Source organism: Mycobacterium montefiorense (assembly GCF_025823255.1).
Taxonomy (GTDB): Bacteria; Actinomycetota; Actinomycetes; order Mycobacteriales; family Mycobacteriaceae; genus Mycobacterium; species Mycobacterium montefiorense.
Genome location: NZ_JACKVL010000008.1, coordinates 44,921 through 62,911, shown reverse-complemented (window position 1 = coordinate 62,911; position 17,991 = coordinate 44,921). Strand labels below are relative to the sequence as shown.

The 17,991-nt window shown below is 63.0% G+C and carries 17 protein-coding genes, 1 rRNA gene and 1 pseudogene; 1 reads left to right on the top strand and 18 read right to left on the bottom strand.

Annotation, left to right across the window (positions count from 1 at the left end; genetic code table 11):
- Window positions 1-217: 217 nt before the first annotated feature.
- Both H7K34_RS06680 and murA read right to left on the bottom strand, forming a co-directional pair.
- A 16S ribosomal RNA gene (locus H7K34_RS06680) occupies window positions 218-1,736 on the bottom strand.
- Between the two features lie 378 nt (window positions 1,737-2,114).
- Entirely contained in the window at window positions 2,115-3,368 is a 1,254-nt protein-coding gene (murA, locus tag H7K34_RS06675; protein ID WP_264061054.1) for a UDP-N-acetylglucosamine 1-carboxyvinyltransferase, read from the bottom strand.
- Window positions 3,369-3,438: 70 nt separating this feature from the next.
- On the opposite strand from murA, the gene H7K34_RS06670 reads away from it, so the two are divergent.
- Entirely contained in the window at window positions 3,439-4,011 is a 573-nt protein-coding gene (locus H7K34_RS06670) for a cob(I)yrinic acid a,c-diamide adenosyltransferase (protein ID WP_264061052.1), read from the top strand.
- A 25-nt stretch (window positions 4,012-4,036) separates the two neighbouring features.
- Here the strand turns inward: H7K34_RS06670 and H7K34_RS06665 are convergent, their stop codons facing one another.
- The 16 genes and pseudogenes from H7K34_RS06665 to H7K34_RS06590 form a co-directional block, all read right to left on the bottom strand.
- Window positions 4,037-4,480 carry a DUF2550 domain-containing protein gene (locus tag H7K34_RS06665; RefSeq protein WP_264061050.1) on the bottom strand — a complete coding sequence of 148 codons (444 nt, stop codon included), beginning with the start codon at window positions 4,478-4,480 and terminating at the stop codon, window positions 4,037-4,039.
- Window positions 4,481-4,486: 6 nt separating this feature from the next.
- Window positions 4,487-4,852, bottom strand: coding sequence for a F0F1 ATP synthase subunit epsilon (locus H7K34_RS06660; RefSeq protein WP_108925172.1), 366 nt, complete (start codon window positions 4,850-4,852; stop codon window positions 4,487-4,489).
- A 29-nt stretch (window positions 4,853-4,881) separates the two neighbouring features.
- Window positions 4,882-6,333 carry a F0F1 ATP synthase subunit beta gene (gene atpD / locus H7K34_RS06655; RefSeq protein ID WP_108925174.1) on the bottom strand — a complete coding sequence of 484 codons (1,452 nt, stop codon included), beginning with the start codon at window positions 6,331-6,333 and terminating at the stop codon, window positions 4,882-4,884.
- A gap of 23 nt (window positions 6,334-6,356) precedes the next feature.
- Window positions 6,357-7,277: a F0F1 ATP synthase subunit gamma gene (locus H7K34_RS06650; RefSeq protein WP_264061048.1), complete on the bottom strand. Its 921-nt coding sequence runs from the start codon at window positions 7,275-7,277 to the stop codon at window positions 6,357-6,359.
- Between the two features lie 6 nt (window positions 7,278-7,283).
- A complete protein-coding gene (gene atpA / locus H7K34_RS06645; protein ID WP_108925177.1) occupies window positions 7,284-8,957 on the bottom strand; it encodes a F0F1 ATP synthase subunit alpha in 1,674 nt (557 codons plus the stop codon).
- Between the two features lie 44 nt (window positions 8,958-9,001).
- On the bottom strand, window positions 9,002-10,342 hold the full coding sequence (locus H7K34_RS06640) for a F0F1 ATP synthase subunit B/delta (protein WP_264061046.1): 1,341 nt from the start codon (window positions 10,340-10,342) through the stop codon (window positions 9,002-9,004).
- A gap of 6 nt (window positions 10,343-10,348) precedes the next feature.
- Complete coding sequence (locus H7K34_RS06635; RefSeq protein WP_264061045.1) at window positions 10,349-10,858, bottom strand: F0F1 ATP synthase subunit B; 510 nt, start codon at window positions 10,856-10,858, stop codon at window positions 10,349-10,351.
- A gap of 9 nt (window positions 10,859-10,867) precedes the next feature.
- A complete protein-coding gene (locus H7K34_RS06630) occupies window positions 10,868-11,113 on the bottom strand; it encodes a F0F1 ATP synthase subunit C (protein ID WP_090609504.1) in 246 nt (81 codons plus the stop codon).
- A gap of 83 nt (window positions 11,114-11,196) precedes the next feature.
- Window positions 11,197-11,955 carry a F0F1 ATP synthase subunit A gene (atpB, locus tag H7K34_RS06625; RefSeq protein ID WP_108925183.1) on the bottom strand — a complete coding sequence of 253 codons (759 nt, stop codon included), beginning with the start codon at window positions 11,953-11,955 and terminating at the stop codon, window positions 11,197-11,199.
- Entirely contained in the window at window positions 11,948-12,412 is a 465-nt protein-coding gene (locus H7K34_RS06620; RefSeq protein ID WP_264061043.1) for an ATP synthase subunit I, read from the bottom strand. The genes atpB and H7K34_RS06620 overlap by 8 nt, the downstream gene beginning before the upstream one ends.
- A gap of 224 nt (window positions 12,413-12,636) precedes the next feature.
- The gene (locus tag H7K34_RS06615) at window positions 12,637-13,845 is read right to left on the bottom strand and encodes a glycosyltransferase family 4 protein (protein WP_264061040.1); all 1,209 of its coding nucleotides are present in this window, start codon (window positions 13,843-13,845) and stop codon (window positions 12,637-12,639) included.
- 42 nt (window positions 13,846-13,887) lie between these two features.
- Window positions 13,888-14,541 (bottom strand): L-threonylcarbamoyladenylate synthase, encoded by a 654-nt coding sequence (locus H7K34_RS06610; RefSeq protein ID WP_264061039.1) that lies wholly within the window; start codon window positions 14,539-14,541, stop codon window positions 13,888-13,890.
- Window positions 14,538-15,383, bottom strand: a complete 846-nt coding sequence (prmC, locus tag H7K34_RS06605; RefSeq protein WP_264061038.1) for a peptide chain release factor N(5)-glutamine methyltransferase — start codon at window positions 15,381-15,383, stop codon at window positions 14,538-14,540. The genes H7K34_RS06610 and prmC overlap by 4 nt, the downstream gene beginning before the upstream one ends.
- Window positions 15,380-16,453 carry a peptide chain release factor 1 gene (gene prfA, locus H7K34_RS06600; protein ID WP_264061037.1) on the bottom strand — a complete coding sequence of 358 codons (1,074 nt, stop codon included), beginning with the start codon at window positions 16,451-16,453 and terminating at the stop codon, window positions 15,380-15,382. The genes prmC and prfA overlap by 4 nt, the downstream gene beginning before the upstream one ends.
- A gap of 99 nt (window positions 16,454-16,552) precedes the next feature.
- Entirely contained in the window at window positions 16,553-16,795 is a 243-nt protein-coding gene (gene rpmE, locus H7K34_RS06595; RefSeq protein WP_108925296.1) for a 50S ribosomal protein L31, read from the bottom strand.
- A 184-nt stretch (window positions 16,796-16,979) separates the two neighbouring features.
- Window positions 16,980-17,988 (bottom strand): annotated as a pseudogene (locus H7K34_RS06590) (AMP-binding enzyme).
- Between the last annotated feature and the right edge of the window lie 3 nt (window positions 17,989-17,991).

Here is a 17,991-nt window from a genome sequence, read left to right as displayed (position 1 = left end):
AGATGCTCGCAACCACTATCCAATACTCAAACACCACACCCCACCACCAAGATGGAGGGACACCACATCGACCGAAGATGGCCGAGTGTTGTCTCAGGGCCCAATAGTGTGTCTGGCGATTGCCTGTTGTTGTGCACCCGGCTCTCGTCCACTACAGACAAGAACCCCTCACGGCTCACACCCCACCAATTGGAGTGTTTCTCGTGGTGCTCCTTAGAAAGGAGGTGATCCAGCCGCACCTTCCGGTACGGCTACCTTGTTACGACTTCGTCCCAATCGCCGATCCCACCTTCGACAGCTCCCTCCAAAAGGTTAGGCCACTGGCTTCGGGTGTTACCGACTTTCATGACGTGACGGGCGGTGTGTACAAGGCCCGGGAACGTATTCACCGCAGCGTTGCTGATCTGCGATTACTAGCGACTCCGACTTCACGGGGTCGAGTTGCAGACCCCGATCCGAACTGAGACCGGCTTTAAAAGGATTCGCTTAACCTTACGGCATCGCAGCCCTTTGTACCGGCCATTGTAGCATGTGTGAAGCCCTGGACATAAGGGGCATGATGACTTGACGTCATCCCCACCTTCCTCCGAGTTGACCCCGGCAGTCTCTCACGAGTCCCCGGCATTACCCGCTGGCAACATAAGATAAGGGTTGCGCTCGTTGCGGGACTTAACCCAACATCTCACGACACGAGCTGACGACAGCCATGCACCACCTGCACACAGGCCACAAGGGAACTGATATCTCTACCAGCGTCCTGTGCATGTCAAACCCAGGTAAGGTTCTTCGCGTTGCATCGAATTAATCCACATGCTCCGCCGCTTGTGCGGGCCCCCGTCAATTCCTTTGAGTTTTAGCCTTGCGGCCGTACTCCCCAGGCGGGGTACTTAATGCGTTAGCTACGGCACGGATTCCAAGGAAGGAAACCCACACCTAGTACCCACCGTTTACGGCGTGGACTACCAGGGTATCTAATCCTGTTCGCTCCCCACGCTTTCGCTCCTCAGCGTCAGTTACTGCCCAGAGACCCGCCTTCGCCACCGGTGTTCCTCCTGATATCTGCGCATTCCACCGCTACACCAGGAATTCCAGTCTCCCCTGCAGTACTCCAGTCTGCCCGTATCGCCCGCACGCCGAGGGTTAAGCCCCCGGTTTTCACGAACAACGCGACAAACCACCTACGAGCTCTTTACGCCCAGTAATTCCGGACAACGCTCGCACCCTACGTATTACCGCGGCTGCTGGCACGTAGTTGGCCGGTGCTTCTTCTGCAGGTACCGTCACTTGCGCTTCGTCCCTGCTGAAAGAGGTTTACAACCCGAAGGCCGTCATCCCCCACGCGGCGTCGCTGCATCAGGCTTGCGCCCATTGTGCAATATTCCCCACTGCTGCCTCCCGTAGGAGTCTGGGCCGTATCTCAGTCCCAGTGTGGCCGGACACCCTCTCAGGCCGGCTACCCGTCGTCGCCTTGGTAGGCCATCACCCCACCAACAAGCTGATAGGCCGCGGGCCCATCCCACACCGCAAAAGCTTTCCACCACAAGACATGCGTCTCGTGGTCATATTCGGTATTAGACCCAGTTTCCCAGGCTTATCCCGAAGTGCAGGGCAGATTACCCACGTGTTACTCACCCGTTCGCCACTCGAGTACCTCCGAAGAGGCCTTTCCGTTCGACTTGCATGTGTTAAGCACGCCGCCAGCGTTCGTCCTGAGCCAGGATCAAACTCTCCAAACAAAAACTCCTCGATAGACGAGGTGAATTTACAATCAGAGAAAATCTGACCTAACAAAAAGACACCAATCAACTGGCATCAAAAAACGACCATACCTACACACGGGGAGTGTTAAAAGTATGGTCAAAAAACAACAACAAACAAAAACACCAAACACACTATTGAGTTCTCAAACAACACTCTTGCTTGTCTCGCCCGCTTCGGGGCAACCCCGCCAGCTTAATACAGTCCCGGCAGTGGCGTCAACCCCCGATTTCTTGCGATCGTGGTGATCGCTGCGAGGGCAGCCGTGCCAGGTTAGTACCAATCCGGCGAGGGAGTCAAGCCCCGGTCACGGTCTCCTTCAAGTGGTGACCGCGCCTGTGGGGCACTGACTTTGGTTACTGTACCCGCTCGATCTCCGCTCCCAAAATCGCCAGGTTTTCCACGAACAACGGGTAGCCCCGATCGATGTGAAAGACGTCGTGGACCTCGGTGTCACCGTCGGCGACGAGCCCGGCGAGCACCAGGCCGGCACCGGCCCGGATGTCCGAACACCAGACGGGCGCGCTGGAAAGTTGCGGCAGACCTCGCACCACGGCGTGATGGCCGTCGGTGCGGGCGTCGGCGCCGAGCCTGATCATTTCTTCGACGAATCGGAAGCGCGCTTCGAACACGTTCTCCGTGATCATCGAGGTGCCGTCGGAGATCGATGCCAGCGCGATCGCCATCGGTTGCAGGTCGGTCGGAAAGCCGGGAAACGGCAACGTTGCAACGTTCATGGCTTTCGGGCGCTCGTACTGCGTCACGCGAAAGCTGTTGTCCGTCTGGGTCACGGTCGCACCCGCGTCGTGCAGTTTGTGCAGCACCACCTGAAGATGCGCTGGATCGATGCCGGACACCGATATGTCACCGCGGGTGATGGCGGCGGCGATCCCCCAGGTGGCGGCGACGATGCGGTCGCCGATCACGCGATGCTCAGTGGGGTACAGCCGCGGGACGCCGGTGATGGTCATAGTCGGTGAACCGGCACCTTCGACCTTGGCGCCCATCTGGTTGAGCATCGTGCACAGATCGACTACATCGGGTTCGCGCGCTGCGTTGTGAATCGTGGTGACACCCTCGGCCACGACGGCGGCCATCAAGATGTTCTCGGTAGCTCCGACCGAAGGAAACTCCAGCTGAATCTCCGCGCCGCGCAACGTGTCTGCCTGCGCGACCACACAGCCGTGCTCGATGTTGCACTGCGCGCCCAGCTGCCTCAGACCCGCCTGGTGCATGTCCAGCGGACGCGATCCGATCGCGTCACCACCGGGCAGCGCCACCTTGGCTCGCTTGCATCGGCCGACCAGCGGACCCAGCACGCAGACCGAGGCGCGGAACTGCCGCACAGCCGCGAAGTCGGCGTCGTACTTCGGCTCGTCAGGTGAGGTGATGCGGGCGACGTCGCCGTCAAGTTCGACAGTGGCGCCCAAGCCGCGCAGTACCTCGGCCATCAACGGCACATCGAGGATGTCCGGGCAGTTGGTAATCGTGCTGGTGCCTTCGGCCAGCAGAGTCGCGGCCATCAGCTTGAGCACGCTGTTCTTGGCGCCCCCCACTGCGACTTCGCCTGACAACCGGTTGCCACCGGTCACCACGAATCGCTCAGCCACCCGCGTCAGTCTAGTAAAGCGGTATCGGCTTGTCAGTCGGCTAACTCAGTTAGCCGAGTACGGTTTGTTCATGGCAGTGCACCTGACCCGTATCTACACGCGGACCGGCGACGACGGAACCACCGGATTGAGCGACTTCTCCCGGGTGTCGAAGAACGATCCCCGGCTGGTTGCCTACGCGGACTGTGACGAGGCCAACTCCGCGATCGGCGTTGCCATCGCTTTGGGTCAGCCTGATTCCGAACTAGCGGGCGTGCTGCAGCAGATTCAAAACGACCTGTTCGACGCCGGTGCGGATCTGTCAACCCCGGTCGTCGAGAACCCGAAGTATCCTCCGCTGCGAGTCGCCCAGTCCTACATCGATCGTCTCGAAGGATGGTGCGACAAATACAACGAACCCCTGCCGGCACTGAACTCCTTTGTGCTGCCGGGTGGTACGCCGTTGTCGGCACTACTGCACGTTGCCCGCACTGTGGTGCGCCGGGCCGAGCGATCGGCGTGGGCCGCGGTCGATTCCGCGCCCAGCGAAGTCAACGTGCTACCGGCGAAATATCTGAATCGGTTGTCGGACTTACTCTTCATCCTGTCCAGGGCAGCCAACGCAGGTGACGATGTGCTGTGGAAGCCGGGTGGCGGCGCTTAAACCGGTTGAGCCACCGGAGTTTTGGTCAAACGCTGCGACGGCGTGCGCGCGGCGAAGGACGGGACTCTAGCCAGGACAAGAACGCGGTCAACGCGCCCTGATCGAGTGCGATCTCGTAACCCGACCTACGGTCCTGGGTAGTATCGCGCAGTTCCAGCACCACGATCTCGTCGGTCATGATGTCGAACTCGTCGCCGCGCGGCGCGCGCCGAGCCACGATCTCGACACCTCGCCGGGACAGCCGCCGATCCGGCCACAGACGCAGGCTGGACAGCCGATAGAACGCCGCTTCGCCGCCGCGGTAGCGGATCACGCCGTGTCGCCAGCCATGACCTCCGACCGCCGGGATGTCGCGCATAATGGCGGCGGTTCCGCCCTGCCGTAGCTTCCACAACCGGTAGCTCAGCGCGAGAACGGCCGCCCCTAACACGACGACGAGCACGACCATGCCAACCATGGGCGCGCTCATCGGCGGCTAGTCGATCGCACCGACGGCGCGCAATCTAGCGCGGCCCCTGGCGGCAATACGAGGATCGTCGGACTCGGAATCCTGCTTGGCTGCGGCCTCGTCGATCTCCGACTCGAACTCGGCGGACTCGGCGAGGATAGTGACGCTCTCCTCGGTCACCGACAAGAAACCGCCGTCCACCGCGACCCGTAGATCGTCTTGGCCGTCGCGCTCGACGCGCACCATTGCGTCGTCGACCAACTGGGCCACCAACGGGATGTGGCGGGGCAGGATGCCGATCTCGCCGGCGGTGGTGCGGGTGAACAGGAACGATGCCTCACCCGACCAGATCTTGCGGTCGACGGCGACGATCTCGACATTCAATTCAGCCATGCCACACCACCTTTCGACTCAGCCAACAGTTAGAGCTTGGCACCAAGAGTCTCGGCCTTCTTCGCCAGGTCGTCGAGTCCACCGATTAGGAAGAACGCCTGCTCGGGCACGTGGTCGAAATCACCCTTGCTCAGCCGGTCAAACGCCTCGATGGTCTCCTTGACCGGGACCGTCGAACCCGGCTGGCCGGTGAACTGTTCGGCGGCCATCATGTTCTGCGAGAGGAACCGCTCGATGCGACGGGCTCGGTTAACCAGTTGCTTGTCTTCCTCGGACAACTCGTCGATACCCAGGATCGCGATGATGTCCTGAAGGTCCTTGTACCGCTGCAGGATTCGAATAACTTCCTGTGCAACGCGGTAGTGCTCGTCACCGACAACGCTGGGATCCAGGATGGTGGAGCTGGACGCCAGCGGGTCCACGGCGGGGAAGATGCCCTTGGAGAACACCCCACGGGACAGCTCAGTGGTGGCGTCCAGGTGGGCGAACGTCGTCGCCGGCGCCGGGTCCGTGTAGTCGTCGGCCGGCACGTACACCGCTTGCATGGATGTAATCGACTTGCCTCGCGTCGAGGTGATGCGCTCCTGCAACTCGCCCATCTCGTCGGCCAGCGTGGGCTGATAACCCACCGCCGACGGCATCCGGCCGAGCAGTGTCGACACCTCTGATCCGGCCTGAGTGAACCGGAAGATGTTGTCGATGAACAGCAGCACGTCCTTGCCCGCCTCGTCACGGAACCATTCCGCCATCGTCAAGGCGGACAGGGCGACTCGCATACGGGTACCGGGCGGCTCGTCCATCTGACCGAACACCAGCGCGGTGTCCTTGAGCACATCGGCTTCCTTGAGCTCGACCCACAGGTCGTTGCCCTCACGGGTACGCTCCCCCACCCCGGCGAACACCGAAGTGCCGGAGAAGTTACGGGCGATGCGGTTGATCATCTCCTGGATGAGCACGGTCTTGCCCACGCCGGCACCGCCGAACAGCGCGATCTTGCCACCGCGCACATACGGGGTGAGCAGGTCGACCACCTTCAGCCCGGTCTCGAGCATCTCGGTGCGAGGCTCGAGATCCTCGAACGCAGGCGGCTTGCGGTGAATCGACCAGTGCTCGAAGTCCTCTCCATATCCCGGCTTGTCCAGGCAGTGGCCCAGCGCATTGAACACGTGCCCCTTGACATCCTCACCGACCGGCACAGTGATCGAATTACCGGTGTCGGTCACCTCGACGCCGCGCACCAGTCCGTCGGTGGGCTGCATCGAGATGGTGCGCACCAGGTTGTCGCCGAGGTGGTTTGCCACCTCCAGCGTGAGGGTCTTCTTCAGCTCCTCGAACGTGACCTCGGCGTGCAATGCGTTGAACAGTTCGGGGACCGAGCCCCGCGGGAACTCGACGTCAACGACCGGGCCGGTCACCCGTACCACGCGGCCGCTGGTGTCCGATTTCGTCGGCTTGCCGGTCTTCTCGGCAGTAGCGCTCATATCTTTTTCGCTTCCTCGTGGGACTACTTGGCGGCGTCGGCGAGCGCGTTTGCGCCACCGACGATTTCGCTGATTTCCTGGGTGATCTGGGCCTGCCGCTCGCGGTTCGCCATCAACGTCAGGGCTTTGATGAGATCGTCGGCGTTATCGGTGGCCGATTTCATCGCCCGCTGACGCGACGCCAGCTCCGATGCGGCGGACTCGAGCATCGACGCATAAACCCGCGTGGTCAGATAGCGCGGGAGTAATGCCTCGAACAGTGTTGTCGCGTCCGGCTCGAACGAATACAGGGTGCGTGGTCCGGTGTCTTCCTCGACATACTCCACGACCAAGGGAGCCATCCGATGAGCCACCGCCGTCTGCGACATCATCGACTTGAACTCCGAGTACACGATGTGCAGCTCGTCGACGCCCGCAATGTCGTCGGCCTTTTGATCGTCATCATCCCCGGCGCCCTTCATGAACGCGTCCACCAAGGTCGAACCGATCTCCGCGGCGTTGTCATAACTGGGTTGCTCGGAGAAGCCCGTCCACGACGCCGCGATGTCCCAGTTCCGGAAGGTGTAGTAGCCCTGCGCCTTTCGGCCCACCGTGTAGAGGACCGGCTCTTTTCCCTCTTCTCGAAGCTGGGTGAAAAGCTGCTCGGAGCGACGGAAGATGCCGGAGTTGTATGCGCCGCACAAACCGCGATCGGAGGACACCACCAGGACGCCGGCGCGTTTGGGTTCTGGACGCTCGACGAGCAACGGATGGTCTAGAGCGGCTTCGCCGGCCCGGGTGGTGAGCATCCGGGTGATCTCGAAGGCATAGGGCCGGGCGGATTCGAGTCGATTCTGCGCCTTGGGCAGACGCGACGTCGCGATCAACTCCTGGGCCTTGGTGATCTTCTTGATCGAGCCCGCGGAGCGGATCCGCCCGCGTAGTTCGCGAAGTGTGGCAGCCATCGTTAGCTACTTCTTGTCCTTCTTGGACTCGTTCTTGGCGTCTTTCTCCTGGGGCTCAGCCTTTTTGACCTTCACCGATTCTTTGCCGTCGTCTTCCTTGGCCTCGGCATGCTCGTCGGGCACCACCGACCCACCGCCCGTAGCCGCGAAGCCCTTCTTGAAGTGATTGATGACCTCGGTGAGCGCGTCGGCGTTTTCCTCGCTGAGCTTCTGGCTCTTGCGGATCTCTTCGAGGATCTTTTCTTCGGAGCCCCGGATGTGGTCCAGCAGTTCGGTTTCGAACCGCTTGACATCCTCGACCGGCACCGAGTCCACGTGCCCGCCGGTGCCCAGGAACATGGAAACCACTTGCTCTTCAACGGGCATCGGCTGGTTTTGCGGCTGCTTGAGCAGCTCGACCAACCGCGCGCCACGCTCTAGCTGTGCTTTCGAGGTGGCGTCCAAATCAGAAGCAAAAGCCGCGAAGGACTCCAATTCGCGGTACTGCGACAGGTCCAAACGAAGACTTCCTGCCACCTCTTTCATTGCCTTGATCTGCGCCGCACCACCGACCCGGGACACCGAGACACCAACGTTGATGGCCGGCCGCACACCCTGATTGAACAGGTCAGTCTCTAAGAAGCACTGCCCGTCGGTGATCGAGATGACGTTGGTCGGGATGTAAGCCGAGATGTCATTGGCTTTGGTCTCGATGATCGGCAAACCCGTCAGCGAACCGGCACCGAGCTCGTCGGAGAGTTTCCCGCAGCGCTCCAACAACCGCGAGTGCAGGTAGAACACGTCGCCGGGGTAGGCCTCGCGCCCGGGCGGCCGGCGCAGCAGCAGCGAGATGGCGCGGTACGCCTCGGCTTGCTTGGTCAAGTCGTCGAAAACGATCAGCACGTGTTTGCCCTGGTACATCCAGTGCTGGGCGATTGCCGAACCAGCGTACGGCGCAAGCCATTTGAAGCCTGCGGCATCTGACGCGGGCGCCGCGACAATAGTGGTGTAATCCATCGCGCCGCCCTCTTCCAGCGTGCGGCGCACGGACGCGATCGTGGTGCCCTTCTGCCCGATGGCCACGTAGACGCAGCGCACCTGCTTCTTTTCGTCGCCCGTCTCCCAGTTCTGGCGCTGGTTGAGGATGGTGTCGACGCAGACCGTGGTCTTGCCGGTCTTGCGGTCGCCGATGATCAGCTGACGCTGGCCACGCCCGATCGGTGTCATCGCGTCGATGGCCTTGATACCGGTCTGCAGCGGTTCACTCACGCTCTGCCGCTGCACCACCGAGGGCGCCTGGAGTTCCAGCGCGCGCCGCGTCTCGGCATCGATGTCGCCGCCGCCGTCGATCGGCTGGCCGAGGGGGTTGACCACCCGCCCCAGGAAAGCGTCACCGACGGGGACCGAGAGAACTTCGCTGGTGCGCTTGACCTGCTGGCCTTCTTCGATCTTTTCGAAGTCACCGAGGATCACCGCGCCGACGCTGTGCTCGTCGAGGTTGAGGGCTACACCGAGGACACCACCCGGGAACTCAAGCAGTTCCTGGGTCATCACCGACGGCAGACCCTCGACGTGCGCGATGCCGTCCCCGGCATCGATGACCGTGCCAACCTCCTCGCGGGAGGTGTCGGAGGTGAAGGAATCTACGTACTCTTCGATCGCACTCTGGATGTCATCAGCGGAGATTGTCAACTCGGCCATAGCTTTTCGTCTTCCTACTTCGGTTATTGCTGACTAGTTCGTGTTCAGTCGGGCAGTTGAGCCTCGGCCGCGGTCAGACGCGACGAGAGCGTACCGTCGATCACTTCGTCGCCCACGGAAATGAGGAGCCCACCCAGCAGCGCGGCGTCGATCTGCAGCTGCACAGCCACCGGATGTCCATAAATGCGGCTGAGCACCTCGGTGAGGCGAGTGCGCTGCGCATCGCTGAGCTCGGCCGCCGCATTCACCTGCGCTACGACTTCGTTGCGCCGTGCCACCGCCGCTTCGGCCAAGAACATCACGGCGTCGTCGGCCGACTGTCCTCTCAACAGCTCGATAGTCTGGGACAGCAATGAGTTCGTGATCCTGTTGCTACTGCCGCTTGCACTATTGAGCACGTTGCGCAGCAACCCGACTCGGCCTTCGGCCGGCACCCCGTACTCACCCAACAGGACGCTCAGGCGTGGTTGCGCCTCAAGGATCCGGGCGAACCGGAACAATTGGTCTTCGACCTCGTCGACCCGATCCTCGCGCGCGGCGACTTCCAACAGCGCTTGCCGAGCCACGTGTTCGACGGCGTCGCCCAGATCCGAGTTTGCAGACCATCGCTCCGAAACGGCCGTCCGCAACAACTCCAAAGTGGGATCGCCGACTTTGCCGGATAGCAGCCGCTCGAGCAATCTGACCCTGGGCCCGCCGTCTTCGGAAGGTTGGGTGAGATAGCGGGTGACGACTATTTGGCCGTTCAGCATTTTGACTACCGAAACCAGCTCGCCCGCAAGCTTTTCCAGTCCTTGATTGTCGAGATCCTTGGCTATGGCATCGAACCGGTCCGTGACCGTCTGCAGAGCCCGCCGACTGGCCGAGCGCATCTTCGCCCGCAGCGGGAACTTGACGTCAGCCGGGGCGGGCGCCATGGCATCGAGCTCTTCCAAGAAACGGTCGACAGTGGCCGCCTGCTGGTCCGCGTCGGCGACGTAGTTGCGCACCAATTCCTCTGCCTGGCGCACAGATTCGTGCCCGAGCTCCAGACGAAGCTGACGGGTCAGCTGTGCCCGCAACAGCTCACTCTGGCGAGCGCCCTGCGCTTTGATGCGCTGCGCATCGATCTCGGCCTGGGCCTGGAGCTGCTCGGCAATACGAACAGCGTCTGTTTTGGCCTCTTCGACGACCCGCTCAGCGTCCGCGTTGGCGGCTTCCACCGCCTTGCTGTGCGCAGTCGTCGACTCAGTCAGCCGCTCGGCGGCCTCCGCCGCGTCGTCCAACTGCTGGCGCACCGTCTTCTGCCGAGTAGCCATCAAATTGCGTACTGGCGGCACGACATAGCGCACTATCAGCAACACGATGGCCGCGAACCCAATTAACTGTCCGATAAACGTCGACATCGGTGACTACTTCGTCGCGGCCGAGGTAGTGACGTCGACGCCGAGGATCCGACTGGCCAGGGTGGCCGACATGGTCGCCACGTTGGCGCGCAGATCCAGTTCCACTGCGTCCCGCTCCCGCTTCAATTGCTCGGCAGCCTGTTGCAACGTCGCCAACACTTGCTGCTCGGCTTCGGCGCGCGCGTCGTCAACGACCTTGCGTCCTTCCGCCCGAGCGGTGTCGCGCAACGACGACGCCTCAACGCGGGCCTCCCTCATGGCATTCTCGTAATCCGCTTGAGCGGCTTCGAACTGCTCGTTCGCCTTCTTGGTGTCGCTGGTGGTCTTGGCGACCATCGCGTCGCGTTCACGCAACACCTTCATGACCGGCGGCACGACGAACGTGCCGATGACAGCCAGCACGATCAGAAAGATCGCCAGCACGAAGAAGAACGTGCCGTTGGGGACAAGGAAGTTATTGCCCCCCTCTGCTGCTAGCTGGCTGGATGCCAGAATGCCGCGGCTCGCATCACCCATCACAGCGAACTAGCCGACGGGGGTGGCGAAGACGAACAGCGCCATGAAGGCCAGGTTGATGAAGTAGGCCGCCTCAACCAGACCGACGGTGATGAAGAACGGCGTGAACAACCGGCCTTGCGCCTCGGGTTGCCGGGCAATACCCGCAACCAGCGCGTTACCGGCAATACCGTCACCGATACCGGCACCGATTGCGCCGCCGCCCATGATGATTCCACCGCCGATGAGAGCAGCGGCAGCGACTTGGGGGTCCAGGGCCATGCTTATCCTCCTTATAACTGGTAGCGGTCTACCAGGCTTCTGTAATGGTGTGTGGCTCGGGCCAATTCACGGTGTTCTCAGTCATGGTGATCCTCGAGCTCCATGGCTTGGCTGAAGTACAAGATGGTCAGAATCGAGAAGATGAACGCCTGGATCGCACCGACGAACAGGTCGAAGGATTTCCAGATCGCGTTGGGCGCCCACATGATGTAGGGCGGGAACAGCGCGATCAGCGCCACCAGGATCCCGCCGGCGAAAATGTTGCCGAAAAGTCGGAGCGACAACGAGATCGGCTTCGCGAGCTCCTCGACCAGGTTGATCGGCGCCAGGAACGCCACGTGACCCTTGAGCACCGCCAGCGGGTGTCCGACGATGCCGCGGCGCCAGATGCCGGCCACGTGGTAGCAGACGAATACGAACAGGGCCAGGGCGAGCACGTAATTGATGTCCGCGGCCGCCGAACTGAGCAATTCGGTAGTGCGCCCGGATTTGTCGGTGTACTGCAGCGGCAGCACCGACAGCCAGTTGGAAATCAGGATGAAGATGAAGATGGTGACCGCCAGTGGCAAGACAAACGGCGCGATCCGCATCCCGACAGCGCTCTCGATCTGGTCGCGCATCTGGACGGTGATGGCCTCCCAGAACAACTGAACGCCGCTGGGGACGCCGGTCGAGGTGATCTTCGCGCGTAGGAAGAAGGCCAGCGCCAGCACGATCAACGCAGCGATCCCGGTGGACAGAATCGTGTCGGTGTTGACGGTCATCCCGAGCCAGGTGGCATGGGTGTGCTCGCCGACCTCGATTGCGCCCTCGGCAAGGAACCTCGTCTCAGTCATCGCTGGTGTTCCCTCTTTCGGTTCCGTCCGATGCCGTGTCCGCCCAGTCGCCGGCGCGCAGCTTCTTCCATACCGGCAGCGCGGTCGACAACACCAACACCACCTGGAACAAGGCCAAGCCGAACACCACGCCTAAGCCGGCGGGCCGGAAAATGTAAGCAATGATCAAGCCGATGACGGTGATGATGGCCAGCCGCGTCGCTGAGTTCAGCGCCATCGTGGCCTTCATCGGATGGTCTTTCGCGGTTATCGATGCAACCGAGCGACGCACCAAAAGGGCGTTGAGCAAACCCAGCAGCAAGCCGACGCCGAAGAACGCTCCGACCATCACGTGACCGGAGAAAGCGGCGGCAGCTACCGCCACCGCGGTGATCGCAACGCTCGTGATCAAAAGCCGGAGCGGATTGAATGCAACAGAGGGAAACACCAACGGCGCGTCCTGCGCTGGTGTCGTCACTGCAGCACCTCAATCCGGATTGATGGAGCGGAAAGCTTCCGACCGACTGATCGGTGGCTCGCCGAGCGTATCGCACGTCACAGTGGAATCACTCAAGGGGTATCTCCCTTTGTCGGTCGTCGATCGGCACGGTCGGAAAACGATCCGACGGGCCGGTTGGCCGGCAACCCTAAGGATTCTTTTCGGGGTTCTACCAGCACCGTACCATATGCACGACGCTGCTACTACTCATCGTCGTAGTAGTCGTCACGACGGCGCAAGAGGGGGATCGCCGTCGCGACGGCGGCGATCACAATGGCGCCCAGCATGACCGCGCCGGTATCGCGCGGGTTGAAGAAGATCGTGCTGGCGGCGCCGAACGCAACGATGCCCACCCAGAGATAGATGAGCAGCACCACCCGCCGATGTGAATGCCCGATCTGCAGCAATCTGTGGTGCAAATGCATCTTGTCGGGGCTAAACGCGCTGCGGCCCGCACGGGTGCGCCGCACGATGGCCAGCAGCAAGTCGAGCATCGGAAAGAACATCACCGCCACCACCAGAAGAAACGGCGACAGCAGGGCAAACACGTCACGGGCGCCGTAGGCGTTCTGGGAGACCGGGCCGGCCGCGGTGGTGGATGCGGCCGCGAGCATCAAGCCGATCAGCATCGAGCCGGAGTCGCCCATGAAGATCTTGGCGCGATGGAAGTTGTGCGGCAGGAAGCCAAGACAGGCTCCGGCAAGCACGATCGAAATAACGGCCGGCGGATAAAACAGCACGTCGCCGCCGTGGTCGCGGAGCAGGCCGACCGAGAACATACAGATCGCCAGAGCCATGATGAGACCCAGCCCGGCCGCCAGCCCGTCAAGTCCATCGACGAAGTTCATCGCGTTGACGACCGACACTGTCAGCGCCAATGTCAGCAGGATCGACGAAGCCTGGTCCAACACAACGGTGCCGACGCCACCTAGCGGGATGTAGAGGACGCTCCACGCAACACCCATAGTGACCAGCACGCTGGCGGCGGTGATCTGGCCGGCGAATTTCGTCAGGGCGTCCAGGCCCCACCGGTCGTCGATGAGTCCGATCCCCATGATCACCGCCCCCGCCACCAAAACCGCGGGCATACCAGTGGAGTAGACGAATCCGCGGGTGAGCGCGGGAAGCTGGGAGGCCAAGAACACCGCGGAGAGAACACCGACAAACATGGCCAGCCCGCCCATGCGTGGTGTCGGCGTCAGGTGCACATCGCGTTCCCGCGGATAGGCGACCGCACCTAGGCGGGTGGCCAACACCCGCACCGGGCCGGTCGCAAAATAGGTGATGATCGCGGCGGTCAGTCCGACCAACGCGAGCTCGCGCAGCGGGACTCCGGCGCCGCGATCGGACAGGGCGTGCAGACCAGCGGCAAGACTTGCTACGTCGCTAGACACCACGCGACCGTACGCCATCTTCCGTCAGACCTGAATCCGCGCTTCGCGACCGGTTGGCCGCTAGGCGATCAACCGTCCAGGGTCAATTCCGAGCACTTCCGCGACTCGCTCCACACTGACCGGTCCGGCTCGCAGCAGACGCGGGGTGTCGCCGGTGAGGTCGATGATCGTCGAGGCGGCCTGCTGCTCGGAAGGCCCCGCGTCGAGGTAGACGCCGACGAGATCGCCGAGTTGGTCGCGGGCCTCGGCGGCGTTCACCGCAGGCGGACGACCAGAGACGTTGGCGCTGGACACGGCCATCGGCCCGACCTCGCGCAACAGCTCGATCGCGACCGGGTGCAGCGGCATCCGCAGCATGACGGTGCCACGGGCATCGCCGAGATCCCACTGCAGCGACGGCGCCTGCGCCACCACCAGACTTAGCGCGCCGGGCCAGAATGCGCGGATCAGTTCGCGGGCTCCGTCCGGCACCGTGTAAACCAGGCCCTCGATGGTGTGCCACGAGCCCACCAGCACGCCGACCGGCATATCGCGGCCGCGACCCTTCGCCGCCAGCAGTGCGGCCACGGCGGAGTTGTCGAAGGCGTCCGCGCCGAGGCCGTACACCGTGTCCGTCGGCATCACCACCAGCCGGCCGCCCTTGAGCGCCCCTACCGCCGAGGCGATTCCGGTCGAACGCTGTTCGGAATCAGCGCAATTGAATACCTCAGTCACACCGCACCGTCCCTCGAGGCAGTGACGAATCTTGGCCGGCCGGTAAGATCTTGGCGTCCCCGGACGTCGTCGAAAAGCCCGGTGCTGTCCAGCAATTCGACGGTCCGCGACGATGTGGTGTCATCGTGCTCGACGGCGAACAGGCCACGCGGGCGAAGCCAGCGCCCGGCAAGGCCGGCGATCGCGGGGATCACCGCCATCCCGTCCGGGCCCCCGAACACCGCGTGTGCGGGATCATGCTGGGCGACTTCGGGTTCCAGCGAGACACTGTCGGGCACGTAGGGCGGGTTGGCCACGATCAAGTCAACTCGTCCGTCCAGCCAGGGAAGCAGACCGGGTGTGGTGACGTCGGCGCGGACCAGTTCGACCGAGGTGCCCTCGACATTGTGGCGCGCATATTCCAGGGCTGCATCGGAGTCGTCAATGCCGATAACGCGCGCCGCCGGCCAGTGGCGGGCCAGCGTCACCGCCAATGCGCCGGATCCAGTACACAGGTCGACGATCACCGGCGCCGGGGACAAACGCTGGGCCGTGGCCCATTCCAAGATGGCCTCGGTCTCCGGGCGTGGGATGAAGACGCCGGGGCCGACGTGCAGCACCACGGGCCCGAATGGCGCCGTACCGGTGAGATGTTGCAACGGCACTCGCCGCGAGCGCGCGGCGATAACGTCGTGGTATCGCACCAAGAACTCGTCGTCTATCGACTCGATCAGGGTCAGCCGGCCGCGATCGGCGCCCGCGACGTGCGCAGCCAATTGCTCGGCATCGCAACGCGCAGAATCGATTCCGGCTTCGGCGAGCAACGCCGCAGCAGAGTCGATCGCGCGCCGCAGGACGGTCATGCCTGTTGTAACCGGGCCTGTTTGTCGGCGGCGCCCAATGCGTCGAACAACGCATCCAGGTCACCGTCGAGAACCTGGTCGAGATTGTGTGACTTGAAACCGATTCGGTGATCGGTGATCCGGTTCTCCGGAAAGTTGTAGGTGCGAATTCGTTCGCTGCGATCCACGGTGCGGATCTGGCTGGCCCGATCCGCCGACGCGTCGGCTTGCGCCTGCTCCTCGGCGACTGCCTGCAGCCGGGCAGCCAGCACCTGCATTGCCCGGATCTTGTTCTGCAGCTGTGATCGTTCGTTTTGGCAGGTGACCACAATTCCGGTGGGCAGGTGGGTGATCCGCACCGCCGAGTCGGTGGTGTTGACACCCTGGCCGCCTTTGCCGGACGACCGGTAGACATCGATGCGAAGATCAGTCTCGTCGATCTGCACCGCGCCGACTTCCTCGGGCTCGGGATAGACCAGGACGCCTGCGGCCGAAGTGTGTACGCGGCCTTGGGATTCCGTCACGGGCACCCGCTGCACGCGGTGTACCCCACCCTCGAACTTCAAGCGTGACCACACCCCGTCGACCGAGTCGCCCTTGCTGGCAATGGTAAGGGTGGCATCTTTGTAACCGCCCAGATCAGAGGTGGTTTCGTCCAGCACCGTCACGGTCCAGCCATGCCGCTCGGCGTAACGGATGTACATCCGGGCCAAATCGGCGGCGAACAATGCCGACTCCTCGCCGCCTTCACCGGATTTGACTTCGAGCACCACGTCGTCGGCGTCATGCGGGTCGCGCGGCGCCAGCATGTCGGTGAGTTGGGTGTCCAGTTCGGCCACCCGTTCTTCGAGTTCGACGACCTCTTCGGCGAACGACTCGTCGTCGGCCGCCAGTTCGCGTGCGGTTTCCAGATCACCGCGGGCCGACTCCAACCTGCGATGCGTGGCGACGATCGGGGCCAGGCGCGCGAATCGCCGGCCGGCTTTACGTGCCTCGTCGGGATTGCTGTGCAGTGCGGGGTCGGCCAGGCGCTGCTCCAGTTCGGCGTGTTCAGCGAGCAGCACGTCAATCGTCTGTACCGGCTGCGTCATCACACCTCCTCCCCCATCTCCGCGAGCTTATTTGCCGCAAACGCGGACCGACGCCCGGCCTGCGCAACGTCGAGCGCAGTTCGGGCGTCGGTAAGACAGCTATTTGTCGGTCGACTCAGCTTTGTCGGCTCCGGCCTTCCGCTTTCCGTACCGCTTCTCGAAGCGCGCCACACGGCCACCGCTGTCCAGGATCTTCTGCTTACCGGTGTAGAAGGGGTGGCACTGCGAGCAAACCTCGACGACGATGTTGCCGCCCTCTTTGGTGCTACGCGTCTGGAATGTATTCCCGCACCCGCAGTGCACCGTGGTCTCCGCGTAGGCGGGATGGATGTCAGCTTTCATGATGTCCTCTTCGATCGTTGTCGCCCTGGTAACCCGTAGGTATCCGGCCATTGGGCGGGAACTGAAGAACCTGACTCGGTTCCGGGCAGTCGACGCTCGATTATGCCAGGTCAACCACCTTCTCCCCAAACACCGAGATGCGCCCGCACATTCCCGGCGAGATAACCCGGCCAGCGTTCGCGCTTCAGGACAGTGTGTAGGCGCTGCTATGCGCATTGCGCGTCCACAGCACGCCACCCTCGGGCGCCGTTCCGCGGGCGGTCAGCTCCCGTTTGAGGACCTTGTTGGTCGCCGTGGTCGGCAGCCGATCGGTGAGCCAGACATAGCGTGGCCACGCCTTACCCGACAGGTCGGGCTGACCAGCCAAAAACCGCTCGAACTCCTCGGGCGTCAGCTCGGCGCCGTCCTGCAAGACGATCGCCGCCATCACCTGATCGCCGACGTGTTCGTCCGGGACCGCGTACACCGCGACCTGGCTGATCGGCGTCAATCGTTGCAGGATCCGCTCAATGGGCGCCGTCGTCATATTATCGCCGTCGACGCGCAGCCAATCCCCGCTGCGACCAGCGAAGTAGATCCACCCGTCGGCGTCTCGGTACGCCAGGTCTCCCGACCAGAACATCGCATTCCGAAGGCGCGCGTCGGTGGCCTCGGGGTCGTTGTAATAGCCGGCGAACAATCCCCCGCCGGTGGTGTTGACCAGCTCCCCGATCGCTTCTTCGGCATTGGCCAGCGCGCCATCGCTGCCGAACGCGGCGACCGGGCACTCCGTCTGGGTCTCCGGGTTGTAGATGGCCACGCCCGGGAAGCCCTTCCCGAGCGATCCGGGCGGACAGCCGGCAGGTCCAGCCCGTCCAGCAGCGTCTTGTGTGCTGGATCGGTGAGCAGGATCTGGCAGTCGGCTCGCAAATATCCCTGGCGAGCGGGGCGCCACGGCGGGTGTCGTTGATTCCGCACAGCACATACCCGCCGAGTGCGGCCGCCGCCATGGCGGTCAGCATCTCGGGGGTGTTGCCCAGCAGCGCTCCCACATGCAGCGGACGAGCCGGATCGGCGACGCCGATCACGGCGGCGGCACTTGCGCTCGCATCGGCGAGATGTTCTCGCCAGGTCCATACCCGCTCGCCGTACTTCAGCGCGGGATCGTCCTGCGCCACCCGTTCACGCAGTAGTCGCTGAAGCGTTTCCGCCACAGC